This window comes from Halopenitus persicus (assembly GCF_002355635.1).
GTDB lineage: Archaea > Halobacteriota > Halobacteria > Halobacteriales > Haloferacaceae > Halopenitus > Halopenitus persicus_A.
On sequence record NZ_AP017558.1, the window covers coordinates 1,720,126 to 1,745,016 of the forward strand.

Annotated in this window: 24 protein-coding genes and 1 pseudogene; 14 read left to right on the forward strand and 11 right to left on the reverse strand. The window is 68.1% G+C overall.

Annotated elements, in window-relative coordinates; translation table 11 throughout:
• Window positions 1–83 precede the first annotated feature (83 nt).
• A complete protein-coding gene (locus CPZ00_RS08300; protein WP_096390464.1) occupies window positions 84–1,583 on the forward strand; it encodes an aldehyde dehydrogenase family protein in 1,500 nt (499 codons plus the stop codon).
• A gap of 99 nt (window positions 1,584–1,682) precedes the next feature.
• Here CPZ00_RS08300 and hsp14 read toward each other — a convergent pair whose 3' ends face one another.
• The 3 genes from hsp14 to leuS form a co-directional block, all read right to left on the reverse strand.
• Window positions 1,683–2,138, reverse strand: coding sequence for an archaeal heat shock protein Hsp14 (gene hsp14 / locus CPZ00_RS08305; RefSeq protein ID WP_096390465.1), 456 nt, complete (start codon window positions 2,136–2,138; stop codon window positions 1,683–1,685).
• 110 nt (window positions 2,139–2,248) lie between these two features.
• Window positions 2,249–3,070 (reverse strand): prephenate dehydratase, encoded by an 822-nt coding sequence (gene pheA, locus CPZ00_RS08310; protein ID WP_096390466.1) that lies wholly within the window; start codon window positions 3,068–3,070, stop codon window positions 2,249–2,251.
• A gap of 106 nt (window positions 3,071–3,176) precedes the next feature.
• The gene (gene leuS / locus CPZ00_RS08315) at window positions 3,177–5,975 is read right to left on the reverse strand and encodes a leucine--tRNA ligase (RefSeq protein WP_096390467.1); all 2,799 of its coding nucleotides are present in this window, start codon (window positions 5,973–5,975) and stop codon (window positions 3,177–3,179) included.
• Between the two features lie 176 nt (window positions 5,976–6,151).
• Between leuS and CPZ00_RS08320 the strand changes: the two genes are divergently transcribed.
• The 3 genes from CPZ00_RS08320 to CPZ00_RS08330 all read left to right on the forward strand — a co-directional run bounded on the left by CPZ00_RS08320 (window position 6,152) and on the right by CPZ00_RS08330 (window position 7,693).
• Window positions 6,152–6,616 carry a DUF2085 domain-containing protein gene (locus tag CPZ00_RS08320; protein WP_096391647.1) on the forward strand — a complete coding sequence of 155 codons (465 nt, stop codon included), beginning with the start codon at window positions 6,152–6,154 and terminating at the stop codon, window positions 6,614–6,616.
• Between the two features lie 112 nt (window positions 6,617–6,728).
• Complete coding sequence (locus CPZ00_RS16150; RefSeq protein WP_096390468.1) at window positions 6,729–7,361, forward strand: NINE protein; 633 nt, start codon at window positions 6,729–6,731, stop codon at window positions 7,359–7,361.
• Between the two features lie 137 nt (window positions 7,362–7,498).
• A complete protein-coding gene (locus CPZ00_RS08330; RefSeq protein ID WP_021075115.1) occupies window positions 7,499–7,693 on the forward strand; it encodes a cold-shock protein in 195 nt (64 codons plus the stop codon).
• Between the two features lie 105 nt (window positions 7,694–7,798).
• Here the strand turns inward: CPZ00_RS08330 and CPZ00_RS08335 are convergent, their stop codons facing one another.
• From CPZ00_RS08335 to CPZ00_RS08350, 4 genes and pseudogenes are all read right to left on the reverse strand, one after another.
• The gene (locus tag CPZ00_RS08335; RefSeq protein WP_096390469.1) at window positions 7,799–8,785 is read right to left on the reverse strand and encodes an ATP-grasp domain-containing protein; all 987 of its coding nucleotides are present in this window, start codon (window positions 8,783–8,785) and stop codon (window positions 7,799–7,801) included.
• 150 nt (window positions 8,786–8,935) lie between these two features.
• Window positions 8,936–9,466: a 50S ribosomal protein L16 gene (locus tag CPZ00_RS08340; protein WP_096390470.1), complete on the reverse strand. Its 531-nt coding sequence runs from the start codon at window positions 9,464–9,466 to the stop codon at window positions 8,936–8,938.
• 310 nt (window positions 9,467–9,776) lie between these two features.
• Window positions 9,777–10,556, reverse strand: a pseudogene (gene nucS / locus CPZ00_RS08345) (endonuclease NucS); the annotation flags it as partial.
• Between the two features lie 80 nt (window positions 10,557–10,636).
• Complete coding sequence (locus CPZ00_RS08350; RefSeq protein ID WP_096390472.1) at window positions 10,637–11,017, reverse strand: Hsp20/alpha crystallin family protein; 381 nt, start codon at window positions 11,015–11,017, stop codon at window positions 10,637–10,639.
• A gap of 152 nt (window positions 11,018–11,169) precedes the next feature.
• Here CPZ00_RS08350 and CPZ00_RS08355 point away from each other — a divergent pair, with 152 nt between their 5' ends.
• Entirely contained in the window at window positions 11,170–12,384 is a 1,215-nt protein-coding gene (locus CPZ00_RS08355; protein ID WP_096390473.1) for a phosphoglycerate kinase, read from the forward strand.
• Window positions 12,385–12,529: 145 nt separating this feature from the next.
• Here the strand turns inward: CPZ00_RS08355 and CPZ00_RS08360 are convergent, their stop codons facing one another.
• Window positions 12,530–13,186, reverse strand: coding sequence for a GNAT family N-acetyltransferase (locus CPZ00_RS08360; protein WP_096391648.1), 657 nt, complete (start codon window positions 13,184–13,186; stop codon window positions 12,530–12,532).
• Between the two features lie 213 nt (window positions 13,187–13,399).
• Window positions 13,400–14,464 carry a type II glyceraldehyde-3-phosphate dehydrogenase gene (locus CPZ00_RS08365; RefSeq protein ID WP_096390474.1) on the reverse strand — a complete coding sequence of 355 codons (1,065 nt, stop codon included), beginning with the start codon at window positions 14,462–14,464 and terminating at the stop codon, window positions 13,400–13,402.
• A gap of 151 nt (window positions 14,465–14,615) precedes the next feature.
• Here CPZ00_RS08365 and CPZ00_RS08370 point away from each other — a divergent pair, with 151 nt between their 5' ends.
• The 4 genes from CPZ00_RS08370 to CPZ00_RS08385 all read left to right on the forward strand — a co-directional run bounded on the left by CPZ00_RS08370 (window position 14,616) and on the right by CPZ00_RS08385 (window position 17,970).
• Window positions 14,616–15,581: an aminopeptidase gene (locus tag CPZ00_RS08370; RefSeq protein WP_096390475.1), complete on the forward strand. Its 966-nt coding sequence runs from the start codon at window positions 14,616–14,618 to the stop codon at window positions 15,579–15,581.
• A gap of 76 nt (window positions 15,582–15,657) precedes the next feature.
• Window positions 15,658–16,308: an HVO_0476 family zinc finger protein gene (locus tag CPZ00_RS08375; protein WP_096390476.1), complete on the forward strand. Its 651-nt coding sequence runs from the start codon at window positions 15,658–15,660 to the stop codon at window positions 16,306–16,308.
• A 116-nt stretch (window positions 16,309–16,424) separates the two neighbouring features.
• Window positions 16,425–17,066, forward strand: a complete 642-nt coding sequence (locus CPZ00_RS08380; protein WP_096390477.1) for a protein-L-isoaspartate(D-aspartate) O-methyltransferase — start codon at window positions 16,425–16,427, stop codon at window positions 17,064–17,066.
• A 121-nt stretch (window positions 17,067–17,187) separates the two neighbouring features.
• Window positions 17,188–17,970, forward strand: a complete 783-nt coding sequence (locus CPZ00_RS08385) for a protein-L-isoaspartate O-methyltransferase family protein (protein ID WP_096390478.1) — start codon at window positions 17,188–17,190, stop codon at window positions 17,968–17,970.
• A 31-nt stretch (window positions 17,971–18,001) separates the two neighbouring features.
• On the opposite strand, the gene CPZ00_RS08390 is transcribed toward CPZ00_RS08385, so the two are convergent.
• On the reverse strand, window positions 18,002–18,487 hold the full coding sequence (locus tag CPZ00_RS08390; protein WP_096390479.1) for a carboxypeptidase-like regulatory domain-containing protein: 486 nt from the start codon (window positions 18,485–18,487) through the stop codon (window positions 18,002–18,004).
• A 74-nt stretch (window positions 18,488–18,561) separates the two neighbouring features.
• Between CPZ00_RS08390 and CPZ00_RS08395 the strand changes: the two genes are divergently transcribed.
• Both CPZ00_RS08395 and CPZ00_RS08400 read left to right on the forward strand, forming a co-directional pair.
• The gene (locus tag CPZ00_RS08395) at window positions 18,562–19,851 is read left to right on the forward strand and encodes an ATP-binding protein (RefSeq protein ID WP_233255063.1); all 1,290 of its coding nucleotides are present in this window, start codon (window positions 18,562–18,564) and stop codon (window positions 19,849–19,851) included.
• Window positions 19,852–19,882: 31 nt separating this feature from the next.
• Window positions 19,883–20,206 (forward strand): hypothetical protein, encoded by a 324-nt coding sequence (locus tag CPZ00_RS08400; protein WP_096390480.1) that lies wholly within the window; start codon window positions 19,883–19,885, stop codon window positions 20,204–20,206.
• Between the two features lie 79 nt (window positions 20,207–20,285).
• Here CPZ00_RS08400 and CPZ00_RS08405 read toward each other — a convergent pair whose 3' ends face one another.
• Window positions 20,286–21,134 (reverse strand): hypothetical protein, encoded by an 849-nt coding sequence (locus CPZ00_RS08405; protein WP_096390481.1) that lies wholly within the window; start codon window positions 21,132–21,134, stop codon window positions 20,286–20,288.
• Between the two features lie 260 nt (window positions 21,135–21,394).
• Between CPZ00_RS08405 and CPZ00_RS08410 the strand changes: the two genes are divergently transcribed.
• From CPZ00_RS08410 to CPZ00_RS08420, 3 genes are all read left to right on the forward strand, one after another.
• The gene (locus CPZ00_RS08410; protein WP_096390482.1) at window positions 21,395–22,651 is read left to right on the forward strand and encodes a substrate-binding domain-containing protein; all 1,257 of its coding nucleotides are present in this window, start codon (window positions 21,395–21,397) and stop codon (window positions 22,649–22,651) included.
• Window positions 22,652–22,923: 272 nt separating this feature from the next.
• Complete coding sequence (locus tag CPZ00_RS08415) at window positions 22,924–23,787, forward strand: branched-chain amino acid ABC transporter permease (RefSeq protein ID WP_172861802.1); 864 nt, start codon at window positions 22,924–22,926, stop codon at window positions 23,785–23,787.
• Entirely contained in the window at window positions 23,784–24,800 is a 1,017-nt protein-coding gene (locus CPZ00_RS08420) for a branched-chain amino acid ABC transporter permease (RefSeq protein WP_096390483.1), read from the forward strand. The genes CPZ00_RS08415 and CPZ00_RS08420 overlap by 4 nt, the downstream gene beginning before the upstream one ends.
• The last annotated feature ends 91 nt before the right edge of the window (window positions 24,801–24,891 follow it).

The following is a 24,891-nucleotide window of genomic DNA, read 5'->3' on the forward strand; positions in this document are numbered from 1 at the left end:
CCTCTCCGAGTGAGACCGCGACCCTCCCCTCGACGAACCGATATGGAACCGATTCGACGGCCGCGACACACGACACGATACGGATGCACTACACAGGCACGCTACGGGAGACGCACGCACAGGCACGCGAGGACATCGACCGCGAGTTCGGCGCCGTCATCGACGGCGAAACACGGTCTGCGGCGTCCGGCGAGACGTTCGAGCCGACCGACCCCGCGGTAAACGAACCGATCACGACGGTCGCCAGCTGCGACGAGGCCGACGTGAACGCCGCGGTCGAGGCCGCCGACGCGGCGGCCGCGGACTGGGGTGCTATGGACGCGACCGACCGCGGCGACCTGCTCCGCGAGTGGGTCGCCGCGATGCGTGACCACCTCGACGAGTTCGCCCTCCTCGGCGCCCTCGAGGTGGGGAAGCCGCTCGAGTTCGCCCGCGCGGACGTCGAGAACGGGCTCGATTTCTTCGAGTACTACGCCAGCGTCGCGGTCGCCGAGACGGGCGAGCACGTCCGGACCGGCGACGACTCCCACGCCTACGTCCGCCACGAGCCGTACGGCGTCACCGGACAGATCCTGCCGTGGAACTATCCGATCCTCCTGATGGGCTGGAAGGTCGGCGCCGCACTCGCGGCCGGCAACACGGCGGTCGTGAAGCCGCCCAGCCCGGCACCGCTCTCGGTCATCCTCGCCGGACAGCTTGCCGCCGAGACCCTCCCGGACGGCGTAGTGAACGTCGTCCCCGGGTCGGGATCCGCCGTCGGCGATCCGCTCATCGACCATCCGCGAGTCGGGAAGATTTCCTTCACCGGGTCGGTCCCGGTCGGCCAGGAGATCATGCGGACCGCGGCGGACACGGTGACGCCGGTGACCCTCGAGCTCGGCGGGAAGAACCCCTTCATCGTCTTCCCCGACGCCGACGTCGAAGAGGCGGCGGCGACGGTCGCGACCGGCGGGATGTACAACGCCGGCCAGTCGTGTGACTCCGCGACCCGGATCCTGGTCCACGAGGACGTCGAGGAGGCGTTCCGCGAGGCCTACCTCGACGAACTCGACGGCTGGGAGCCCGGCGATCCCCTCGCGGAGGGCACGACGATGGGGCCGCTCGCGTACGCGGGCCACGCCGAGAGCGTCGACGACTACGTCGACCTCGGCCGCGAGGAGGGGGCGACGCTGCTCCGCGGCGGCCCCCTCGAGGACGGGGAGTACGCCGAGGGCGCCTATTACCGGCCGACGGTGTTCGACGACGTCGATCCGGAAATGCGGATCGCCCAGGAGGAGGTGTTCGGACCGGTTCAGTTCCTCTTCACCTTCTCCGAGTACGAGGAGGCGATCGAGATCGCGAACGACGTCGAGTACGGACTCACCGCCGGCGTCGCGACCGGAAATCCCTCGGTTGCCCACCGTGCGGCCGCCGACGTGGAGGCCGGCAGCGTCTGGGTGAACCGCTACTTCGGGACCATCCCCGGCACGCCCTTCGGCGGGTTCAAACAGTCCGGCTTCGGCCGCGAGTGTGCCGCACAGGCCATCGAGGAACACCAGCGCGCGAAGTCGGTCAATATGGCGATCGACGACCCCCCGTACTAGCGAATATTCTTCGCTAACTGGGCCAAAAAACGAAATATATTCGTCCCCCGTCGGTGTGGGACGATTCGGCGAGCGCTCGGCACCCCGCGACCGGACTGTCTATTCGACGTCGATCCGGTGGCCGTCAGCGTCGGCGTCGGTCTTCGGAAGCTCGACGGTCAACACGCCGTTGGTGTACGTCGCCTCGGCGGCCGTCTCGTCGACGTCGATCGGGAGCCGGATCCGTCGGGAGACGGACCGGCGTCGCCGCTCACGCCGGTGATACTCGATGGCGTCCTCCTCGGCGTCGCTCTCGGCCGACTCCTCCCGTTCAGCCGTGATCGTGAGCGTTCGGTCCGAGGCCGTGACCTCGATGTCGTCGCGGTCGTATCCGGGGAGATCCGCGGTGACGGTGACCGCCGACTCGTCCTCGGCGACGTCGACGGTGATCCCCCGTCCGAGGCCCGACTCGAGGTCGCCGAACCCGGCCTCGAGGTCGCCGCCGATCCGTTCGAACTCGCGGCTCATCCGTTCGAACAGCCGTTCCATCTCCTCGAAGGGGTCTCGTCGCGTCATACCTGTATATAGGCTGCCGATCGCCTTGAACGTTGCCGGCCGTCGGCGGTGGTCCGTCCGCCGCGGAGCCGGTTTGCCGGTGCCGGTCACGCCACGTGCGTCGTGTCCGGTCACACCACGTGCGTCGTGTCGTAGGACCCGAGCACGCGCACCCAGCCGTCGGCCGCGATCCCCTCGAGCGTCTCGAGGGCGTCCTTCGTGCGCGGCTCGTAGAGGCCGGCCTCGACGTCGAAATGGAAGAGGTAATCGCCGAGTCGGTTTCCGCTCGGGCGCGACTCCACCCGCGAGAGGTTCACGTCCCGGTCGGCGAACGCCTCCAGCATCTCCAGCAGCAGCCCGGGATAGTTCGCGTCGGGATAGACGATGAGGGTCGTCTTGCCGCCGGCCTCGCTGCGGGCCGACTCGGGGGCGACGACGAGGAACCGGGTCGCGTTCGAGGAGCGGTCCTGGATGTCCTCGGCGAGGATCCGGAGGCTCGTCCCCTCGCCGTCGAGCGGCTCGGCGTTGTCCGGGTGGCCGATACCGGCGACGCGGGCGTCATCGCGGGCGCGCTCGACCCCCCGGGCCGTCGAGGCGACCGCCTCCCGGTCGACGTCGGGGTATTCCCGCTCGAGGTAGGAGCGACACTGTGCCAGCGCCTGCGAGTGGCTCGCGACCACGTCGAAGTCCTCCGCCTGCGCCAACAGCGCGTGCCGGATCGGCGTCACGATCTCCTGGACGACCGCGACCTCCTCGTCAGCCAGCGCGTCGAGGCTCTCCGTGACGGACCCCTCGATGCTGTTCTCGATGGGGACGACGCCACGGTCGAAGGACCCATCCGAGACGGACTCGACGATCGCCGTGACCGACTCGCGGAACGACACGTCGTCTGCGACTGCCCGTGCGGCGCGATGCGAGTAGGTGCCGGCGGGGCCCAGCGTGACAACGTTCATCGTTCGCAGTAGCCGGGCGGGGTGGAAAAACGTGCCGAAGGCGGGTGATCGCGATCCCCGCGACTCCGGGCGCGCGGTGTTCTCAGCGCCGTTCGACCCGCCGTTCTCACTCCTCGATGTCGATCGCCGGTCGCCCGGGTTCCGCGTTTCGCGCGACGTCGTCGGTCGCTTCCTCGGCGCGGACCACCCGGACCGGCGCGTCGAACTCCCGCTCGATCAGCCAGGCCGCGGCCCGCAGCGCCTCGTACTCAGCGTCGCCGCGAAGCGTCATCGAGAGCGCCTCGCGCTCGGCCTGCAGGTCCTGACCGTAGGCGGCCGCCGCGTCGCCCTGCTCGCGAATGTGGTCCTCGCCCATCAGCTCGCCGATCAGGTTGTCGGCGTCGCTGTCGATCGCGATCTCGAGGGCGTCGTACTTCCAGTCGGGGGCCACCACGACGTCGATCGACTCCGGATCCTCGATGCCCGCGACGTCGACGATCTGTCGGACGTCCTCGCGGGTGTTCTCCACGAGCCGTCGGCGCTTCCGGACGGTCTCGCGGTCGACCGACGCCTCGGGCCACGCGGCGGCGAGTACGATCCCCTCCGTGACGACCGTCTCCGCGTCGGCGTCGCCGCTCGGATCTATGCCCTGCAGCCGCGCGTACAGCTCCTCGGCGAGGTGCGGCGTCACGGGCGCCAGCAGCCGGACCGCCGCGGAGAGGCCACGTCCGAGGACTGCCGGATCCGGATCCTCGACGTAGTCGGCGTAGCTCCGGAGCGTGCGGGCGAGTTCCTGCGCCTCCCGCAGCGCGACGTTGAACGTGAGGTCGTCGTACTCCGCGGTCGCGATCGCGACCGCAGCGTCGATCTCGTCGGTCACGTACGCGGCGATCGGGTCATCCTCGGGATCCGGCGCGATGGCGGCGTCCGCGTCCGCTTCCGCCAGTTCTGCCGCTTCCGCTTCCGTCGCGTCCGCTTCCGCCGCTTCCGCCGCCACGATCGCGTCGGCGTGGTCCTCGACCAGCGACTGCAGCCGGCCCAAAAAGCGGTTCGTCGAGCGGACGCCCTCCTCGGACCAGTCGAAGTCCCGCTCGGGCTGGGCCGCCTGCATCATGAACAGCCGGGCCGTGTCGGCGCCGTACTCCTCGACGATCCGTTGGGGGGAGACGACGTTGCCCTTCGATTTCGACATCTTCTCGCCCTCGAGCTGGACCATCCCTTGCGCGAGCAGGTTCTCGAACGGCTCGCGGTGTTCGAGCCCCTCGTGGTCGGCCAGCACCTTGGTGAAGAACCGGGAGTACAGCAGGTGCATCACCGCGTGTTCGATCCCGCCGACGTACTGGTCGACCGGCATCCAGTCGTTCGCCCGCTCGAGGTCGAAGGGCGCGTCATCGAGGTCGGGGGAGACGTACCGCAGCGGGTACCACGAGGAGTCGACGAAGGTGTCCATCGTGTCGGTCTCCCGCTCGGCGGGGCCGCCACACTCCGGACAGGTCGTCTCCTTCCACTCCTCGGCGGCGTCGAGCGGGTTGCCGGTGGTGTTGATGAACTCGGGGAGCTCGACGGGGAGGTCCGCCTCGGGGACCATCACCGGACCGCAGTCGTCACAGTGGACGACCGGGATCGGGGTCCCCCAGTAGCGCTGGCGGGAGATCCCCCAGTCGCGCAGCTGGTACTGGGTCGCCTCCGATGCCCCCTCGATGTCCTTCGTCAGGCGCTCACGGGCCGTTTCACTGTCGAGCCCGTCGTACTCGCCGGAGTTCACGAGCACGCCGTCCTCGGTGAACGCCGCGTCCTCGACGTCGGGGATCGTCGGATCCGTCCCCTCCGCGTCCGCCGCGTCCGCCGAGTCCGAATCGGGGGCGATCACCGGCCGGATCTCGATGCCCTTCTTCTCCGCGAAGGCGTGGTCGCGCTCGTCGTGGGCCGGGACGGCCATCAGCGCACCGGTGCCGACGTCCGAGAGGACGAAGTCGGCGACGTAGACCGGGATCGACTCGCCCGTCACGGGATTTTCGGCGGTCAGCCCCGTCTCCACGCCGTTCGGCTCGTCGCCGTCCGGATCGGCCTCCTCCTCGATGAACCGCCGGACGTCCGCGTCCGTCTCGGCGAGCTCCTCGCTGATCGGGTGGTCCGGCGCGAGCGCGAAGAAGGTCGCGCCGTGGATCGTGTCGACACGGGTGGTGAACGCCTCGACGTCGCCGTGCCCCTCGATCTCGAAGGACAGCTCCGTCCCGTCCTGACGGCCGATCCAGTTGCGCTGCATCTGTCGGACCGAGTTGGGCCATCCCTCCAGATCGTCGATGTACTCGAGGAGCTCGTCGGCGTACTCGGTGATCCGGAGGAACCATTGCTCGAGCTCGCGCGTTTCGACCGGCGTGTCACACCGCCAGCACAACTCCGCCTCGCCCTCGACCTGCTCGTCGGCGAGGACGGTCTCACAGGAGGGACACCAGTTCACCTCGGCGTCCCGCCGTTCGACCAACCCCTCCTCGTGGAAGCGGGTGAACAGCCACTGGTTCCATCGATAGTAGTCGGGCGTACAGGTCGTGATCTCCCGGTCCCAGTCGTAGCCGAACCCCATCGACTTCATCTGGCCCTTCATCGTCTCGATGCAGTCGAACGTCCAGTCGCGCGGGTTCGTGTCCCGCTCCTTGGCGGCGTTCTCGGCGGGCAGCCCGAACGCGTCCCACCCCATCGGGTGGAGGACGTCGTCGCCGCGCAGCCGGCGGTAGCGCGCGTACGCGTCCGTGATGGTGTAGTTCCGGACGTGCCCCATATGTAGCTTCCCCGAGGGGTACGGGTACATCCCGAGCACGTACGTCGGGTCCGCGACGTCGTCGGGCGTCCGATACGCGTTCGCCGCCTCCCACGCGTCCTGCCACCGGCGCTCGATCGCCGCGTGGTCGTATCCCTCGTCGGTCATCTGTTTATAGACGCGTGGTGGCGTCTCCGTCGTATACCTTTCCATCCGCGGGGATGAGGCCTTGCCACCGTACCCGATCGTCCGTAGCCTTTGTCACCGTACCCGATCGTCCGTAGCCTTTGCCACCGTACCCGATCGTCCGTAGCCTTTTGCCGGTCGCCGCCGTCGATCCCGACGTGGATCGCGACGTCCTTGGACGTGAACTGCGCGCCGGGCTCGCCGAGACGCGTCGCTATCTCCTGTCACACCACGAGCCCGCCGAGTACGACCGCTGTCACCGACTTCGTGTCGGGTCCCGGACGATCCATCTGTGCGCACGCTGTTCCGGCGTCTATCCCGGAATCGTGGTCGGGAGCGTCCTGGGCATCGGCGGGTGGCTCCCGGGGTCCCTCGGACTCGCCGCGATCGCCGTCCTCCCGCTCGCCGCACTCGTCGATTGGTCGCTCACCGCGGGCCGGCCCGACGCGGGATCGAATCGGGTCCGAACCGCGACGGGGCTCCTGCTGGGCATCGCCTACGGGCTCGGACTCCATCGGCTCCTCCTCGGCGACGACCGTCGCGTCCTCCTGATCGGGGTCGGATACGCCGCGGTCGTCGCCGTCGCGCTGTGGTTCCATCGCGGCTCGCCCGTCGGATCCTGACGTCGCTCGACCGCGGCCACCGCCGGCTCCGCCACCGGCTGCCGCTACGGACGCGGCTCGAATCGCCGCTCGGCCACATAATTATAAATACTCCCGGAAACACCTCGGAACTATGGCAGGTCCCACCGACGACGACACCGACCGTGACCGACGGTCACGTTCCGAGGAATCGGCCGACGACGATCGCCCCTCCACGAGCACCGGCGGCTCCGCCGATGACGACGGTTGGGAGGAGTCCGACGACCGTGTCGGCGAACCGACCGACGCTGGCGGGACGGGTGCCGGCGAATCGGCTGGTGCCCCAGCTGGTGCCGGTGGAGCTGCCGGCGAGGCGGGAGCCGGCGGAGCGGCGCCGGATCGGAACGGTGGACAGGGTCCGGGCCCCAACGAGCAGTTCTGTTCGAGCTGCGGAGCGATCATCAAGAAACAGGCCGAGATCTGTCCGGAATGTGGCGTCCGACAGGGCGGCGGGGTCGCCGCGGGCGGTGCTGCCGGCGGCGCCGCCGCAGGCGGCGCGGGAGCCGGGGCAGCCGCCAGCAGCAAGGACCGTTCGACGGCGGGCATCCTCGCGATCCTCCTGGGAGGGATCGGGGCACACAAGTTCTATCTCGGGGAGACCGGGATGGGGCTGTTGTACCTCTGTTTCTCCTGGACGTTCATCCCGGCCATCATCGGCCTGATCGAGGGGATCCTCTATCTCACCAAGTCGGACGAGGAATTCCAGCGCCAGTACGTCAACAACTAGCGATCCGACGTGCTGTGCCGTCAGGCACCCTGATACGTCCGACGCGCTGCGCCGCCGAGACGCCCCATCACGCCCGTTCCGGCGTCGACGCCGAATGCACAATCCTTATGTCGGATACCGTCCTCCGTACGGGTGCAATGTCTACCGGAACGGTCGACTTCTTCAACGACACTGGCGGTTACGGCTTCATCTCGACTGAGGACGCGGACGACGACGTCTTCTTCCACATGGAGGACATCGGCGGCCCCGATCTCGAGGAGGGACAGGAGGTCGAATTCGAGATCGAGGACGCCCCCAAGGGCCCGCGCGCGACGAACCTTACCCGACTGTAAGGTCGCTCGGCGATCTCACCGACGCATCGGCACACTGCTGCGTTTTCCGTTATCTCGCCTTCATAGCCGCGGCGCCGGTCAGCTGTCCGGATCCTCCTCGAACGGTCACGTCCCGTCGGACCGCGCTCGCCGTCGCACAAGCTCGGCGAGCCGGTCGTAGAACGTCGGCTCGTACTTCTCGGCGGCGTCGATCGTCGGCCGCGCGTTGGTCTCGGTCACCACGAGCCGGTCGGCCGTCTCGAGCAGGTCGACGCCGAGGTAGTCGATCCCCAGCGTCGCGGCGGTGCGTTCGGCCAGCTCGCGGTGCCGATCGGGCGGATCGACCGGCACCGCCCTCGCGCCGCGATGGACGTTGTGTTTCCAGCGGCCGCCGGCGTGCTCGCAGTCACCTTCCTCGTTGCCGGCGTGTCCGCCGCCGTCCGCGTCGTCGCCGCCGTCCGCGTCGTCGCCGCCGTCCTCGGCTCCCGGCAACCGGCGTTCGACCGCGCCGAGGCAGTCGCCGTCGACCACCATCAGGCGGTGATCGCGTGCGTTCGGCAGGAACTCCTGGATCAGGTAGGACTTGTCGCCGGTCGCGCGGAAGTCGTGAACCAGATCGAGATAGTCGATCGTCCCCGAGAGGTCGTCAGGGTCGACCGCCTTGGCGACGCCGACCCCGCGGGTCGCGGCGTTCGGCTTGACCACGAGCGGATACGACAGCCCCGCGTCGGCGATCGTCTCGTGGACGGTCGCCTCGTCGACCGGGTTCGAGACCATCACGCTCCGCGGAACCGGGATCCCGGCCGCGTCGAGCGCGCTCGTGACGCCGCCCTTGTTGCGCGAGGTGAGGACGGCCTCGCGGTCGTTCACCCACGGCATCCCGAGGCGGGCGTCGAGCGCCGCCCCCTCCATCAGCCGCGTCGGGTAGACGAACCCGACGTCGACCGTCTCCGGGGCGGGATCGACCGGATCCGCGGGCGCGTCGGGGCCGCCGGTGAGTCGGATCGTGCGCTCCTTCGCGCGGAGGTGAACCACCTCGATCCCGCGTTCGGCGAGGGGGTCCCGCACGCGCTCGAAGGTCTCCGACCGGGTACTCATCGCGAGCCGAAGCATCGATCCGGACGAGCGGCCCGACGGGGATAAGCCTCGCGACGGTGGCAGTGGCTGCAGGACTCACGGACGTCGTCCTCGGAGAAACGGGTCTCGGGTCGACGTCGAAACGTCGACTCGACGCCGGAACGTGTCGGAAGGGGCGGGACGGATCTAGGAGACGAGCAGCTTCTCGCCGCGCTCGACCGTGATCCGGCAGGAGGGCGACATCTTGTTGTACGCGCGACGGAACGCCTCCTTGACCGCGGGGGCGTCCTCGGGGTCGCAGTAGGCGGTGAAGACGGCCTCGCCGTCCTTGATGCGTGCCGCGGTCCCGACCGGCTTACCGAACGCCTGCCGCATCCCGTCGGAGACGCGGTCCGCGCCGGCGCCGGTCGCCTGCTTGTTCTCCCGGATGACCTGGTGGGGGAACTTCCGGAGGACCATCTTGTACTCGCCCTCGCCGAGCTCCTTGAGGAGGTGGCGGTTGGCGGAGAGGCGAGCGCTCTCGAGGGATCCGTGGCGGATCTGGAGCTTCTCCTCGACGCGGAGGCTGATCTCGACCTCGTAGTCGTCGGGGTCGGCCTGGAGGTCCCCCATGTTGTGCTGTGCGATCTTCGAACCCGGAATGCCCGTGATGTACTCGCGCCGCGTGTACGAGGGCTTGCTGATCGTCCGGTACATGGAGGCCGGTTTGTCTGACATGGTTACTTGTCGAGTATACCCGCCGCTGCGCGAATAAACCCTTCGAAAGAACCGGCGGATATCGGCCCGTCAGGCGGCCCACGGCCGGTTCGGCGACTGCCGGGACGACGACCGTGGCTGGCGGGACCCATCACTGCTGCGAGCCGCGTTCCGCCGAGCCGGCGGGCCCCTGATCGTCGGCGTGCCGGGCCTCGTCGGGTCCTGCATCGTCGACCACGGTTGCGTCCGTGTCGTCGATCTCGGACGGGTTCGCGTCGGCCATAGACGCATCCACCGTTTCCGCCGCATCCACCGCGTCTGCTGCATCCACCGCGTCTGCCGCATCCACCGCGTCCGGTCCCGTCTCTGTCGTTTCCGCCGCATTCGGTTCCGGAGGATCGAGCGCGACGTGTTCGAACCCGCGGTCCGCGAGCAGCTCTGCCGCGCGGTCGGTGATCGACGGCGAGACGAGGATTCCACGCACTGCCGCGTCGGGATCGCGGTCGGGTTCCTCGGCGACCGCGTCCACGTATCTGGCGAGCTGGCTCACGGCGCTGGGCCCGACTCGCCGGCGTTTCAACTCGAGCACGACGGCCGTTCCCGACGCGTCGAGGCCGAACACGTCCATCGGACCGGCGGCGCTGTCACGCTCGACCGCGATCGGCTCGAATCCGGGTTCGACGAGGTCGGGATCCTCGAGGATCCGCCGCCGGAGGTCGGCCTCGCTGCCGGTCACCTCGAGGTCGCGGCCGCCGGTCACGCTCATCGCCGAGAGCTGGTGAACCGCCGTGAACCGGACCGTGAGCGTCTCCTCGGGCGAGGTTCGCTCCGACCGGACCCGCAACCGACCCTCGCGAACGGCGGCGTGGTGCGTCGATCCGGGCGGCTGCCAGTTGACCGGCGTGCGCTTCTCGTCGGTGTGGACGAGCGCCGATCCGTCCGGCTTGAGCACGAGCAGGCGGTTCCCGAGACCCAGCGTCGAGGCCGCGCGACCCTCGTACTCGACGCTGCACTCGCCGAAGACCGTGATGAGGTCGCCGCGGTCGAAGGCGGACTCGAGCTCCCACAGCGCCTCCCGGTGGCTGGGGGTGTGGAGGGTCGTAACGGTCACTGTCGCGGGTTAGGTGCCGGTTCGTGAAAAGGCCGCCGGGCGCGGGATGGGAAGTGACGAACGACGTCGCTGACCGGTGACTAGGCGACGTCGATCGACGCCGAGTCGTCGGCGCGGTCGAAGGTCACTTCGAGGATGCCGTTGTTGAACGTCGCGGACGCCGATCGCTCGTCGACCCGAACCGGGAGGTCGATCCGTTCGTCGTACTCCCGGCGGTCGGAGGCGGCAGAGATCGTCAGCGTCTCGCCGTCACACTGGAGCGAGAGGTCGTCCTTCGAGACGCCGGGCAGATCCGCGACCAGTCGGACGGCGTCGTCCTCGACGTACGTGTCGACGTGCGTCTCCGTGCCGAAGCCCGCGTCGTCGGCGTGCTCGCCGTTCGCGTTGGCCATCTGGTTCATCATCCGCTCGATCTCCTCGAAGAGGTCGCCGAACGGATCGTCACGGTCGTCTCTGTCCATGCTCGAGGGCAGGGCTGTGACCCGGATAAGCCTTCTGTCAGACGCGGTTTCCGCCGCCGAACCGGCGACGCTATCGGCGACGACCGTGTGAACGATTCCCGATTCCGGCGCGTTTCCCCACGGCTAAGTGAGCCCTCTTCGTTCGGGCACGTATGGCACCGTTCAAGACGCTCGACGACCTGCCGGCCGACGCCCGCGTGCTGGCGCGTCTGGACCTCAACTCGCCGATCGAGGACGGACGACCGCGGGACAACCGGCGGTTCAAACGCCACGCCGCCACGGTCCGGGAGCTGGCCGATCGGGGACACCCGGTCGTCTGTCTGGCCCACCAGGGACGTCCCGGAAACGACGACTTCGTCTCCCTGAAGGGCCACGCCGAACTGCTGGCGTCCCACGTCGGTCGCGAGGTCGCCTTCGTCGCGGACACCCACGGGACGGCCGCCCACGAGGCGATCGAGGCACTCGACCCGGGCGAGATCCTCCTGCTCGAGAACGTCCGCATGTCGGACGACGAACTTCCCGAGGCTGCCCCCGAAACCAAGGCCGAAACCGAGTTCGTTCGGTCGCTCGCACCCCTCTTCGACGCATACGTCAACGACGCCTACTCCGCTGCCCACCGGGCACACGCCTCGCTCGTCGGGTTCCCTCGCGTGCTCCCCGCCTACGCCGGTCGGGTGATGGAGGCGGAGTACGAGGCCAACACGGCGATCGCGACCCGGGAGTTCGACGGGCAGGTGACGATGATAATCGGCGGCACGAAGGCGATCGACGTCATCGACGTGATGGATGCCCTCGAGGGGAAGGTCGACCGGTTCCTGCTCGGCGGGGTCGCCGGCGAGCTCTTCCTGCGCGCCGCCGGCTACCCGGTCGGCCACGACCTGAAGTGGATGGACCTGTTCGACGAGCAGTGGGAACGGACCCACGGGACCGTCGAGAGCCTGCTGGAGGAGCGCGGCGACGAGATCGAGCTCGCGGTCGATCTCGCCTATGAGGACGAGAACGGCGAGCGGACCGAGATCGCCGTCGACGACGTCGAGAAGAAGACGACCGCCTACCTCGACGTCGGAGCGGCGACCGTCGACGCCTACGAGCCCGTCATCCGGGACTCGGCGGCGGTCTTTCTGAAGGGCGCGCTCGGCGTCTTCGAGGACGAACAGTTTGCGGACGGCACCGTCGGCGTCCTCGAGACGATCGCCGACACCGACTGTTTCTCGGTGATCGGCGGCGGCGACACCTCCCGAGCGATCGAGCTCTACGGCCTCGACGAGGACGACTTCTCCCACGTCTCCATCGCCGGCGGCGCCTACATCCGGGCACTCACCGGCGAGCCGCTGCCCGCGGTCGAGGAACTGCAACGCGAGACGTGATCCGTCGGGGCTTGCCCCCGAGGCACTCGGACGCACCGCCCATAGAACGAGACTGCCCCTCCGCCTCCATTCCACCTCTTCGGCTGCCCTTTCGGCCTTTTCGGCTGCCCTTTCGGCCTTTTCGGCTGCCCCGTCTTCTTGCCGCTCACTCCGCCCGGAGCGCCGGCGGGTGCTGGACCTCGATCGCCGTCGCCGTCGACAGCGGCAGCCGCATCTCGATCTCCCGCGCCTTGCGCTCGACCACCTCGAACCCGAGCCGGCGGTAGATGTCACAGGCCACCGAGTTCGACGGCTCGACCGTCAACTCGATCGCCTCCCGACCGTTCGCCGCGCCGAGGGCGATGATCTGCTTGCACAGCTCGGTCCCGAGTCCCCGGCCGTGGTAGGCCGGCCCGACGAAGACCGCGAGCTCGGGTTCGGCGGCGTACGTCGGGGTGTACACCGCGTGGCCGGCGATCCCGTCCGGTCCGTGAGCGACGACGTTGAGCCCCCGGTCGAACAACCGGTCAAGCCACGTGTCGATCTGCCGGTCGTTGACTGGCGGGAGGCCCTGGGCCCGCTCGACCGAGGTGAACGTTCCGTACATCTCCACGAGCCCGTCCCGATCGGCGTCGGTTGCCTCGCGGATCGTCCAGGGCGTGCCGTGTTTGTCCACGAACCGCGGACAGCGCGGCGGACAATGTGGCGTCCCCTCGCAGTCGTCGGGGGCCCAGTACGAGCAGGCGGCCTCCGAGCTGGATTCGAGGGAGGCGTCGGGGTCGGGGGAGATGTTGGGATCTGGGGAGGCGTGGGAATCAGTCATGGGTTGATGGTGGTGTTCGTTCGTGGTGTGCGAGCTGTTCTCGTCGTACATCCGTCACTACGTGTAGGACGTGCTTTAACGCGACCACGAACATCTTCGGTCGACGTGAGAAAAAGGCGGTCGGCGTGACGAAAAGGCGGTCGGCGTGACGAAAAGGCGGTGACGATTCGATCGGGACCTCGATGGCGGGGCTGATCTGCCTTCCGGCGCCGGTCAGTCGTCGACCGGGACCGCCTCGCGGTCGCCGCGGACGTCGAACAGGCTCTCGAGTCCCACGCCGAGCGCCTCGTTGGTCCGTTCGACCGACTCCGCGGCGTCCACGTCGGTCACCATCGCCCGGATCGCGTCGACGTTTTCGGGGATGACGTCCGACTCCTGGTGAACGTTCTGGAACAGGTATAGGTCCGGACCCTCCATTCCGACGGACTCGGCCCAGACGCAGTTCTCCCACAGGTCGCCGCGGGGACGCCCCGCGTCGAGGGCGTAGTCCTTCAGCTTGCCGGCGCCGTCGATGTCGGCGGTCTCCGGGATCGTGAAGATCCGGGATTCGTCGGCCAGGAGGTCCAGGATCGCGTCCTCGTCGGGCTCGGCCGCGAGCGTGACGTTGAGGCTGTGGGTGTGCATCAGCGTCGTCGGGGCCTTCAACGCGAGCGTGTCGATGTCGACGTCGGGGAAGATCGTGTTGACGTCGGGGCCGTGGTGGGAGGGGATCGAGACCGGGTCGGGAAGCACGTCGTTGACCGGTCCGCGGCCCGTCTCGGAGGGGTCGCCGCTGCGGCGTACCAGCGTCACTCGCACCTTCTCGATGCCGTACTCCTCCTCGAGCGGGGCGATGACCCGCGAGAGGGCGGTCGTGTTACACGAGACCACGCGGACGTAGTCGGCGTCGCGGGCGTCCTCGAAGTTCGACCGGGCGTTAAAGGAGACGTCGGCGACGTCGGCGCCCTCGCCGCCCTGGAAGACCGCGGGCGTGTCGTGGTCCTCGTAGACGGGGCGGTTCTTCGCGCCGATGTCGCTCGGACAACAGTCGACGACGATGTCGCTGGCCTCGACGAGCGCGTCGAGGTCGCCGGCGATCTCCAGCCCGGCGTCGGCGAACGCGTCCGCACGCTCCTCGATCGCCGCGTAGAGGTCGTACCCGCGGCGGATCGCCGCCTCGGCCTCGTAGTTCGGCCGGGTCTTCGCGACGCCGCTGACCGTCATGTCCGGCTGGGACGCGACGGCGTCCGCGACGCGCTTTCCGATCGTTCCGTATCCGTTGACGCCCACGTGGATCATGGACGAAATTCGACCGGCGACGCGTATAATCGTTACGAGACCGCCGAAGACGGGTGTTGTGACCCCGTCTCCCGTCCCCGTTTACCTTCGGCTATCCGGCCCGGCGTCGCGAGAGGCAAACGCTAACGGGATGGACGTGTCACCGGAACGTATGTCGACCGACGTGACCGACGCCGACCTCGCGACCGCCGCCGACACCGCCGTCGGGCAGTGTCTGAACCTCGCCGCCGACGAATCGATCGTGATCGTCACCGACGACGAGCGCCGGCCGATCGGCGAGGCGCTGTATGCGGCCGCCCGCGACGTGACCGACGACGCGACGATCCTGCAGTATCCGCCCGGCGAACAACACGGCGGCGAGCCCCCCGCGGCCGTCGCCGAGGCGATGGCGGCGACCGACGCGTTCCTCGCACCGACGACGAAAAGCATCAGTCACACGCGTGCACGCGGCGACGCGTGCGAGGCCGGCGCGCGCGGCGCCACCCTGCCAGGGATCACCGAATCGGTGTTCGTGACCGGTCTCGACGCCGATTACGCCGCGATCGCCGACCACTGTGCGACGGTCCACGACCGGGTCGCCGGCGCCGACACGGTCCGCGTCACGACCCCCGCCGGAACCGACGTCACGTTCGAGCCGGGCGACCGCGAGTGGAACACCGACACCGGACTGGTTCACGAGCCAGGCGACTTCTCGAACCTCCCCGCCGGCGAGGTGTTCGTCTCCCCGGAGACGGCCGACGGCACCTACGTCGTCGACGGGACGATGCGGCCTCACGGACTGCTCGCGGACGACGAGCGGCTCACCTTCGAGGTCGAGGACGGCTACGTCACCGCGATCTCCGACCCCGAGATCCGCGAGCAGGTCGAGGCCGGCGCCGAGACGGTCGGACGGGACGCATACAACCTCGCCGAGCTCGGGATCGGCACCAACGTCGGCGTGACCGACCTCGTCGGGTCCGTCCTCCTCGACGAGAAGGCCGCCGGGACCGTTCACATCGCGATCGGCGACGACGCCAGCATCGGCGGCGACACCGAGGCCCCGCTGCATCTCGACGGGATCCTTCGGAACCCCACGGTCTACGTCGACGGCGAAGCGATCGATCTTCCGTCGGCGTGAGCCGCCGTGCGCGAGCCGTCCACACGCGCCGCCCGACACACGCGGGTTTTTAGGCCTCGACGGGCTAGCGCCACCGATGAGCGACACACGCGAGCGCGTCGGTCTCGTTTGCCCCTCCTGTTCTCCCGGCGAGCCGACGGTCCACGAGGTGCTCAGCCCCGGCGGGCAGGCCACCGTCAGATGTACCGACTGCGGTCACACGCACAAAGCCGAGATCACGGAACCGGAGACGACCGCCATCGACGTCGTCGTCTCCCAGGACGGCGAGTCGTTCACGACGACGATGGAGGTCCCCGCCGACACGTACGCCGAGATCGGCGGCGAGTTCGTCGTCGACTCCCCGGAGGCGCTGCTTCAGGCCCGGGTGACGGACATCGAGGTCGGCCCCGAGGAGCGCGTCGAGGAGGCCGACGTCGAGGCGATCGAGACGCTGTGGACCCGGGCGGTCGACAACGTTTCGGTGAAGGTGACCCTGCACCCCGCCGACGGCAACCGCGATCAAACGCGTCCCCTCACGGTCGCCGTCCCCGGCGACTACGAGTTCGAGATCGGAACCACCGAGACGTTCGGCGACGAGGAGTTCACCGTTGAGGGGGTCCAGATCCGGGAGAACGCCCCCGACTACCGGTTCGATAAGCTCGACCACGAGGGCGACGTCGCCTTCGCGAAGGACGTCAAGCGACTGTACGCACGCGACGAGACCTCGACCGCCTGGTCTGCCTGGTAGGGCCGTCGGCTCACTGCTCCCGTTTCGCCCGCTTGGTCCTCGATCCTCATTCGTCCCATGACGCTCTCAGAGCTCTGACCACAGCTTTCAGGAGCCACCGTGATCTATGGTATCGTATGTCCTCCGACGCCGCTCGCGCCCGATTGGTCGAACGTCTCCGGGAGCGGTTGGACGTCGACGAGGCCGTCCTCGCGGCGATCGGGTCGGTTCCCCGCCACGAGTTCGTTCCCGACGCGACCGTCGAGCGTGCCTACGCCGACCGTCCCCTGCCGATCGGCGCGGACCAGACGATAAGCGCCCCACATATGGTCGCGCTGATGGCGGACCTGATCGACGTCTCCGAGGGTGACCGCGTCCTGGAGATCGGAACCGGCTGTGGCTACCACGCCGCGGTCGTCGCCGAGCTCCTCGGCAAGTCGGGCGCGGTCTACAGCGTCGAGTACGTCGCCGAGCTCGCCGCTGCCGCCCGCCGCCGCCTCGACCGGTTGGGTTACGACGCCGTCCACGTTCGCGTCGGCGACGGCCGCGACGGCTGGTCCGACCACGCGCCCTACGACGCGGCGTACCTCACCTGTGCGGCCGCCGACGGGATCCCGGAGGCGATCGTCGACCAGACTCGTGTCGGCGGACGGGTCGTCGCGCCGGTCGGCCGGCGGGGTCGCCAGGAGCTCGTCCGGCTCGTCGTCCGGCGGCACGGCACCGATCGCGAGCGCCACGGCGGCGTCCGGTTCGTGCCGATGATCGACGACGAGGGGTGACCGGCCGTTCCGCTCGACGACGGTTCCCTCGATCGACTGAGCTCCGCCACCCGATCGATCCTCCGGGACGAAATCCGGTCCCGAGCGTGCAGTTCATTACGCCCGGCGCCCGAGTTCGAACATGGACGAGGCGACGTTGCGGGCGGACATGATCGAGAGCCTGGAACACCGTCTCGACCGACCGCTCGAGGAACGGGTTCTCTCGGCGCTCCAGCGCGTCCCCCGCGAGACGTTCGTCTCGGAGTCCCCGTATGACGACCGCGCCGGCGAGGAGCACGGCACGCGCACGCTCGCGCCCTCGACGGTGGTTCGGATGGTCTCGGCGCTCGATCCACATCCCGGCGAGGAGACCCTCGTCGTCGGCGCCGGGGTGGGGTACACGGCGGCAGTCCTCGCTGAGATCGTCGGCGACAGACGCGTTCACGCGATCGACGTCGACCGGGACCTCGTCCGTCTGGCCCGGTCGAACCTCTCGGCGGCCGGCTACGACGCCGTGTTGGTCGATCGGCGGAACGGAACCACCGGCCTCCCCGAGTACGCCCCGTTCGACCGGATCCTTCTGGAGGCTGCCGTCGCCGAGCCGCCCCGCGCTCTGCTCGACCAGCTCGCCGTGGACGGCCGGCTCGTGCTTCCCCGCGGCACCGGGACACAGACCCTGATCGCCGTCAGCCCCGACGCCGGCGAGCACTCCGACGGGCCGGAGCGGTCCGGGACTCGCGATCGACGCTATCGCGTCCTCGATCAGGCTGGCCCCGTCAGACTCCCGCCGATGCTTGCCGACGGCGAGCGCGGCCGGATAGAGCGCAACCGCACCCGCCGCGAGGACGCCGAACGAGCCGCTGCCGGAGCTGCCTCCCGACAGGGATGGGAGCACGACTGGGTCGACTGGGACGAGCGCCGCTGACCGCTCCACGCGTCGACGCCCCCGTCCCCGATCATGCCGAGCCGTCGGCGACGACCAACACGTTCGTGTTCTCCCGATCGTCAGTGTACTCGCTTCCCGCCGGTGGCTTGACGTCGACCGTGAGCGTGCCGTCGGCCTGGTTTGGTCCGAGCTCCGGAGCGACCGTGACGGTCGCCGTTCCCGTTTCGTCCGTCCGTGCGGTCGCGACCGACCCGATCCGGGCGGTCTCCCCCCGTACGACGACCGTCGCGTCGGCGACCGGTGACCCGTCCGGATCGACGACGGTGAATGCGATCTCCTGCTCGCCGGTCGTGGTCACCTCTGGTTCCGGCTGTACGTCGAGTTCGATCACGGCGAGCCCCTCGATCCCGCTCACCATGCTCATCATCACGCTCAGGCTCGCGACGCCGACCACGAGCGCGATGACGAGCCGGATCGGGAGCCCCTCGATCGCCCGTTCGTCGCGCCGGAGGTCCTCGATCCCCTCACGAAGTACCGCTCCTGCCGTTTCGATCATGGGTCGTCTGGGTTCGGGTTCGGATATAAACCCTCGTCCGGCGGTTTTTCCCGGATGCCGCCCCACCGCCGCCGATGGCTGAACGCGATCGATCGTCGAGCACGCACGTTCGTTCGGGACCAATGGACCGTCCGATCGGCCCCTTCGAGCAGCGGAGAGGAACCGCTTCGTCCGGGTGGCGAGCTTCGCCAACCCGAGCAGACGAGGGGGCGACGACTCGCGGCGTCTCCGGAACGCATTCGTACGATCCCGGACCGGCGGCGACCGATCGAACGACGACCGGGACCGTCACCACTGGTTCGTCCGACGCAGCGCCCGATCCGACGCCGCACGTTCTCGGCCGCGAGCCGGGATCCGGCGGGCCGGTCGCACGCATCGGATCGTTTCTCGCTCGGGACGGGAGCGCGGGTGTGCCGGTCGGGATCGACCTCGACGGCCCACACGCGGGGGTCTTGGTCGGGAAGCGTGGGACCGGGAAATCCTACACGCTGGGCGTTCTCGCCGAGGAGATCGCGGCGACGGCCGGCGTTTCGCCGATCGTCCTCGACCCCATGGGCGTCTTCGAGGGGATTGCGACGCTTCCGGGCGGCCGCGTGCTCGAAGCGACGATCCACCCCGAATCGCTTCCGCCGGATCGCTGGCCCGAGATCGCTCGTCTCGACCGCGATCGCCCGCCGGGAAGCCTGCTCTGGCGGACCGTCGAAACGGTTGCGGACGGACCCTCACGAACCTCGCTTTCAGCGATCCGCGGGGCGCTTGCCGATGCGGACGCTCCGGCGGCGACGAAGCGTACGGTCGGAAACCATCTCGATCTGCTGGCCGCCTGGAACGTCTTCGACGCCGACGCTCCGTCGTTCGGCTCCGTCCTCGGCGGCGGCCCGACGGTCGTCGATTGTCGGTCACTTCCGCCGGCGGCGATGGCCGCGATCGGCTATGCGATCGCTCGTGGCATCTACGATCACTGTCTCGGACCCGGGTCGGACGTTCTGCCCTGGCTGTTGGTCGACGAAGCACACGCGTTCCTGGAGGGACTCGCAGCCGACGCGTTTCGAACGCTCTTCACGCGCGGCCGTGCACCCGGCGTGAGCGTCGTCTGTGCCACACAGCGCCCGAGCGCTCTCCCGCCGGTGGCGGTTTCACAGTCCGATCTCGTGATCGCCCACCGGCTGACGGACGAGCGGGACGTCGACGCGCTGCGCGTCGCACAGCCCACGTACCTCGCTGACGACCTCGGGAGGGCGCTTCCCGCTGGCGTCGGACGGGCGATCGTGGTCGACGACGCCACCGAGGATGCCCACACGGTTCGCGTTCGCGAACGACACACCGAACACGGAGGGGCGAGTCCGTCCGCCAGCGATCGGTAGTTACAGGCGTTCGTCCGCCGTACCGACACACGTGACTTCCGAGACCGACGACGCCGATCACGGCGGGAGCGACCGATCTCCGTCCGCGGACGCGAAACGCGACGGCGAACGCGGTCCCCCGACCGACGGCGAGCCGCCGGAACTCCGGATCGAGGAGCTGTCGCTCCCCCAGCGGGTGTTCGTCGCGGCGGTGCAGAACCCGTTTCGCGGCGCCCTCATCGCGCTGCTGTTTGGACTCGCGTTTTCGTTTTTCATCGCGTTGTGGCTCGCGTTCCCACGGATAGCGGCTGGGTTCTCCGTTCTGACCCTCGTTGTCGTGGTCCTGATCGCCGGGGTACTCAGGCTGTTGCGGTGACCGCCATCGGTGAGTGACGGCCCGCGACGTGGCCGTGAGGGTCGAGAAACGACGGGTCGAGGTCCGCGTGCGCCGACGTTCAGTACCGCGACGGCATAAACGCGAACGCGAGCAGGAACACCACGAAGCCGAGCGAGGTCCACCGGACTCGGGTCAGACCCGACATTCGCTGTTCGAACTGATCGATCTCGGCCAACTGTGCCTCGTAGGAATCCATATTGCTCGAGAGTGACACGGTCGAGCTGTCCTGGAAGATCACGACGAAGTCCGTCCCGTCGAGCGTCACCGTTCCCCGTTGGGATAGTCCGGTCGAGGCCGTCTCGATGGTCTCCCACCGAAGCGTCGCCCCGCTCGCGGTGACGTTTTCGACGGTTGCGCCGTGGCCGTCGTATTCGATCGTCTCGCCTTCCGTGATCCGCCGCTCCTCGGGCTCGGGGAAGTACTCCCCTGCAGGAACGAGCGTTGCGGATCCGTTCCCGTTACGAACCACGACGTACTCCTCGCCGTCGCTTTGAACGGTCTCGTTGTCCGCGTTCGAATCGTTCTCGAGGATCGCCGTCCGGTCGAGCTGGTCCTGCAGCGTGACCGCGGTGGGGTCCTCGCCGTCGATCACGACTCGCCAGTCGTTCCCGTCGTACGTCACGGTCGAACCGTTCGCCCACGTCGCCGATTCCTCGACGGTCCGATTCCACTCGATCGTCCCCGTCAGCGTTGTCGTGGTCGCCCCGTGGCTCTCGGACGTTTCCTCGGTCACCTCGGTGACGGTGTAGGTCGTTCCGTCGTGTTCGAAGGAGTCACCCGCCCCGCCCTCGAACGCCGGGTTGTCGAACGAGACCTCCGGGGCGTCCGCGGTCGCCGTAAGTGTTCCCGCTGCCGCGCCCACGAGTACGAAGAGCACGGCGTACACGGCTACAGCGCGTCGTTGCATAGTTCGAGCATAGGCCACCCGGCGTATAACGGTTACTTTCCCTTTCGACTGCCGGGAAGACCGTGAGTGTCGCGTCCGGATCCGAGTGCGTGCTTCCGCGCTCTCGTCTGCCGGGCAAGATCGATCCAGCGAGTTCGAAGCGCATCGTCCGCGTCGACCTTCCGAACGTCCTTGTACTGGCGATTCAGGCAAAACATGTTAAGTCGAATATATACCGATAATTTAAAATCATCATGGACGTGTACTGACGGTAGGTATCTATGGACAGACGTACCTTCCTGAAGGCAAGCGGCGGTGCAACGACCGTTGGCGTCCTCGCAGGCTGCCTCGGCGGTAATGGCGGCGGAAACGGCAACGGCGGGGGCAACGGTAACGGTGGCGGCAACGGTAACGGCGGCGGAAACGGCAACGGCGGGGGCTCCGACGACCCGATCGTGATCGGCGCGATCCAGCCCCTCTCGGGGAACTTCGGTCCGTGGGGACAGGCTCACCAGGCCGGCTTGGAGTACGGCATTCAGGAGATCAACGCCAACGGCGGCGTCCTGGACCGCGAGCTGGAGGTCGTCTCGAACGACACGGCCAGCGACCCCTCACAGGCTGATAGCTACTTCCGCGAGTTCGTCGAGCAGGACGATGCGGTCGCGATCACCGGCGCGGTCTCGAGCGACGTCGGGATCCGAACCTCGGACACAGCACAGGAGCTCGAGGTTCCCAACTTCCTCCATATGGCCGGCGCCGACGCGGCGATCAACGATCAGCGTCAGCACACCTTCCGTGTCGGCCTCCTGCCCGCCTCGAACACGATGATCGCGCAGTCGCAGCTCATCGAGGAGCGCGGCTACGAGAACATCGGCGCCATCGTCGGCGACTACGCGTGGGGCCGATCGATCGAGGCCGCGATGCAGGAGCAGTTCGACGTCGACGTCCAGATCGAGGTCGCGCCGGTCGGCACGTCCGACTTCCGGCCGTACCTCCGGAGCTTCGACGAGGGCATCGAGTTCCTCAACGCCACCGGCCACCCGCCGGGCAACTTCACGATCACCCAGCAGGCGTTCGACATCGGTCTGAACCCGGACGCAATCTCCGGGTCCGGGTTCCCACCCGCGGTGATCCAGGGTGCGCTCGGCGACCTCGCGCAGGAGGCGTATCTCCACTATCACATGTCCGATTACACGACCGACGAGTACATCAGCGTGGCCGAGAGCTTCGCGGAGGAGTTCCCGGACCAGGACTTCGACACCCACCACAGTTACGGCTACGTCACGGCGAATCTGATCGCGGCCGCGATCGAGGAAGCCGGCGAGGCCAGCTCGGCGGCCATCACCGAGGCGGTTCGCGATATCGAATTCGAGACTCTCTATCCCGAGCCGCTGCAGTACACGAACGGCGGCGAGCCGGACGGACAGGTCCAGATCTACAGCGAGTTCACTTCCGAGGCTCCGGAGTACGCCCCCGACCGCGACTGGGGACTCTCGGAAGTGTTCCGGTCGGACCCGCTTCCCGCCCGCGAATACTAGACCGAACTCCACGGCATCGAAGGGATCGACGCCCGCGTGACCGCTCCGCAGGCATCCCCTGCGCGACGCTCCGCAGGCATCCACCGGTCCCGTCTCATCGATCCGTTCCCGGCGTTTTCGGTTCCGTGCCTGCGTGGGATCGGACGTCCGCCGAACGGCGCGTGAGCGGAGCTGCGTTGGTTCGACCACCCGAACGGCTTTCGACCACACCGATCGACGACTAGATCCGTAAGGTATACGATGACACCACATCGCAATAGGCGTAGGAGTATATGGTAGCAACTAGCACTTTGATCGCGGTCGGGATCGACGGGATCGCGTACGGGATGTTCCTGGCGTTGCTCGGCGTCGGGATCACGCTCGTATTCGGGTTGGGCGAGGTGCTCAACCTCGCCATCGGGATGTTCGCGATCTTCGGCACGCTGATGGCACACTATCTGTCAACCTCGGTCGGTCTCGGATCGGCACCCGCGTTCCTCATCGGCATCGCCGTGGTCGGTATCCTCGGCGTCGCCGTCGACCGAACGCTCCTCTCGCTCGTGTACCGTTCGGACGGCGAGGAGCGGATCCTGTTGGGGATCTTCGTCACGCTCGGCCTGTCGATACTGCTCGAGGGGACGTTGACCAACTTCTTCCCCTCGCGGTACTCGCTCTCGCTCGGGCTGCCGCGGATCACCGTCATCGACATCACGATTCCGGGGTCCTCGATCCTCGTCATCGTCGTGTCCGCGGTGGTGTTGGTCGCGTTGTTCGCGTTCCTTCGTGGGACGTTCCTCGGCAAGGCAGCCCGAACCGTCTTTCAGGACGAAGTCGGGGCGTTGCTGATCGGCGTGGATCCGCGCCGGATCCGTGCGATCGTGTTCGTTCTCGCCACCCTGGTTGCCGGCATCGCGGGCGTCGTGTATGGCACGACCGCGACCCTCGGGGTTACCGACGGCTTTCAGTTCACGATCTTCGCGCTCATCGTCTCCATCGTCGGCGGCATTCGGAGCATCGAAGGAACGGCCGCAGCGGGGATCCTGCTCGGGGTCGTCGCGACGTACGCGAACTTCTTCATCGGCGCGTACCTCGCAAGCATCATCCTGTTTATGACCGCAGTGATCATTCTTCTGGTTCGACCGGTGGTGGAAGCATGACGTCGCTCCCCCTTCCGCGAACGGAACGCTCGTGGACGGGCGTGATGGCGATCGTGTTGGCACTCGCTCCGCTGTTCGTCCTCGAGAGCACCACGTACCTCCGCCTGTACAACCAGTTCCTCATCTTCACGCTGCTGGCCATCGGCTTGAACATCGCCTTCGGTCATACCGACCAGCTGTTCCTGTTCATGGGCGCGCTCGCCGGCGGCGCGGCCTACGTGATGGCCGTTCTCTCACAGGACGTCCTCGGGATCTCCCCCTGGCTTATGATCCCCGTGGGGATGGCCGCGTCCGGCGCGCTCGGCGCCCTCGTCAGCTGGGTCTCCGCGAAGCGAAAACTCGGCGTGATCCTCATCTCGATCCTCACCTTGAACCTGCAGCTTGCCCTTGGCGAGGCATACGTCGGGCTTCGCGGCATCACCGGCGGGAGTACCGGCTACTCCTTCGTCGGCCTCGGACTCGATACCGTCGGGTCGGCGCTCGGCGTGAATCGATTCGCCGTCCTCTCGTACCTGCTCATCGTCTTCGTCGTCCTCGCACAGCTGGTCTACGTCAAGCTGATCGCCGGCAAATACGGCCTCGCCTTCGAGGCGATCCGCGAGGATGACCTCGCCGCCGCCTCGATCGGGATCGACGTGGTCCGGTACAAAACCGTCGCCGGGTTCCTCGCGGCGGCGCTCATCGGTCTCGCCGGGATCATGATGGCCGAGTTCCAGGGAACCGTCCTCCCGGGGGATTACGGGTTCGCGGCCATCGACGTGATGGTGCTGATCATGTTGATCATCGGCGGCATCCGAACGACGTTCGGGCCGGTCGTCGGTGCCGCAGCCGTGTTCACGATCGAGGAACTGCTCTCGCCGGTCGGCCAGTGGGAGACGGCGGTCTTCGGCGCGCTCCTGATCGTTCTGTTCCTCTACTTCCGGCGGGGACTGATGCCGGTTCTCTCGAACGGCGTCGATCGGCTTCGCGATCGAGACGAGTCGTCACCCGGCGTGACCGACGGTCACTCCTGACCGTCGGGATCGGCGGCTCGCCTCCGGTGGTCCCGACGTCCGAGTGCCGTCACGTTTCGAGTGCCGCGTTCGGGCGGTCGCTCCGGCCGCT

Excerpts from the sequence above, each read along its gene's own strand:
- leuS (WP_096390467.1), bottom strand. The coding sequence starts at position 5,975 with ATGACCGACGAGGGATACGACCACGCGGCGATCGAGCGCCGGTGGCAG.
- pheA (WP_096390466.1), bottom strand. The coding sequence starts at position 3,070 with ATGAACGTTGTCACGCTGGGCCCCGCCGGCACCTACTCGCATCGCGCC.
- CPZ00_RS16150 (WP_096390468.1), top strand. The coding sequence starts at position 6,729 with ATGGCAGGTCCCACCGACGACGACACCGACCGTGACCGACGGTCACGT.
- CPZ00_RS08375 (WP_096390476.1), top strand. The coding sequence starts at position 15,658 with ATGAGCGACACACGCGAGCGCGTCGGTCTCGTTTGCCCCTCCTGTTCT.
- CPZ00_RS08420 (WP_096390483.1), top strand. The coding sequence starts at position 23,784 with ATGACGTCGCTCCCCCTTCCGCGAACGGAACGCTCGTGGACGGGCGTG.
- CPZ00_RS08355 (WP_096390473.1), top strand. The coding sequence starts at position 11,170 with ATGGCACCGTTCAAGACGCTCGACGACCTGCCGGCCGACGCCCGCGTG.
- CPZ00_RS08330 (WP_021075115.1), top strand. The coding sequence starts at position 7,499 with ATGTCTACCGGAACGGTCGACTTCTTCAACGACACTGGCGGTTACGGC.
- CPZ00_RS08360 (WP_096391648.1), bottom strand. The coding sequence starts at position 13,186 with ATGACTGATTCCCACGCCTCCCCAGATCCCAACATCTCCCCCGACCCC.
- CPZ00_RS08370 (WP_096390475.1), top strand. The coding sequence starts at position 14,616 with ATGTCGACCGACGTGACCGACGCCGACCTCGCGACCGCCGCCGACACC.
- CPZ00_RS08335 (WP_096390469.1), bottom strand. The coding sequence starts at position 8,785 with ATGCTTCGGCTCGCGATGAGTACCCGGTCGGAGACCTTCGAGCGCGTG.
- CPZ00_RS08350 (WP_096390472.1), bottom strand. The coding sequence starts at position 11,017 with ATGGACAGAGACGACCGTGACGATCCGTTCGGCGACCTCTTCGAGGAG.
- CPZ00_RS08395 (WP_233255063.1), top strand. The coding sequence starts at position 18,562 with ATGGCTGAACGCGATCGATCGTCGAGCACGCACGTTCGTTCGGGACCA.
- CPZ00_RS08380 (WP_096390477.1), top strand. The coding sequence starts at position 16,425 with ATGTCCTCCGACGCCGCTCGCGCCCGATTGGTCGAACGTCTCCGGGAG.
- CPZ00_RS08340 (WP_096390470.1), bottom strand. The coding sequence starts at position 9,466 with ATGTCAGACAAACCGGCCTCCATGTACCGGACGATCAGCAAGCCCTCG.
- CPZ00_RS08415 (WP_172861802.1), top strand. The coding sequence starts at position 22,924 with ATGGTAGCAACTAGCACTTTGATCGCGGTCGGGATCGACGGGATCGCG.
- hsp14 (WP_096390465.1), bottom strand. The coding sequence starts at position 2,138 with ATGACGCGACGAGACCCCTTCGAGGAGATGGAACGGCTGTTCGAACGG.
- CPZ00_RS08390 (WP_096390479.1), bottom strand. The coding sequence starts at position 18,487 with ATGATCGAAACGGCAGGAGCGGTACTTCGTGAGGGGATCGAGGACCTC.
- CPZ00_RS08410 (WP_096390482.1), top strand. The coding sequence starts at position 21,395 with ATGGACAGACGTACCTTCCTGAAGGCAAGCGGCGGTGCAACGACCGTT.
- CPZ00_RS08385 (WP_096390478.1), top strand. The coding sequence starts at position 17,188 with ATGGACGAGGCGACGTTGCGGGCGGACATGATCGAGAGCCTGGAACAC.
- CPZ00_RS08300 (WP_096390464.1), top strand. The coding sequence starts at position 84 with ATGCACTACACAGGCACGCTACGGGAGACGCACGCACAGGCACGCGAG.
- CPZ00_RS08365 (WP_096390474.1), bottom strand. The coding sequence starts at position 14,464 with ATGATCCACGTGGGCGTCAACGGATACGGAACGATCGGAAAGCGCGTC.
- CPZ00_RS08405 (WP_096390481.1), bottom strand. The coding sequence starts at position 21,134 with ATGCAACGACGCGCTGTAGCCGTGTACGCCGTGCTCTTCGTACTCGTG.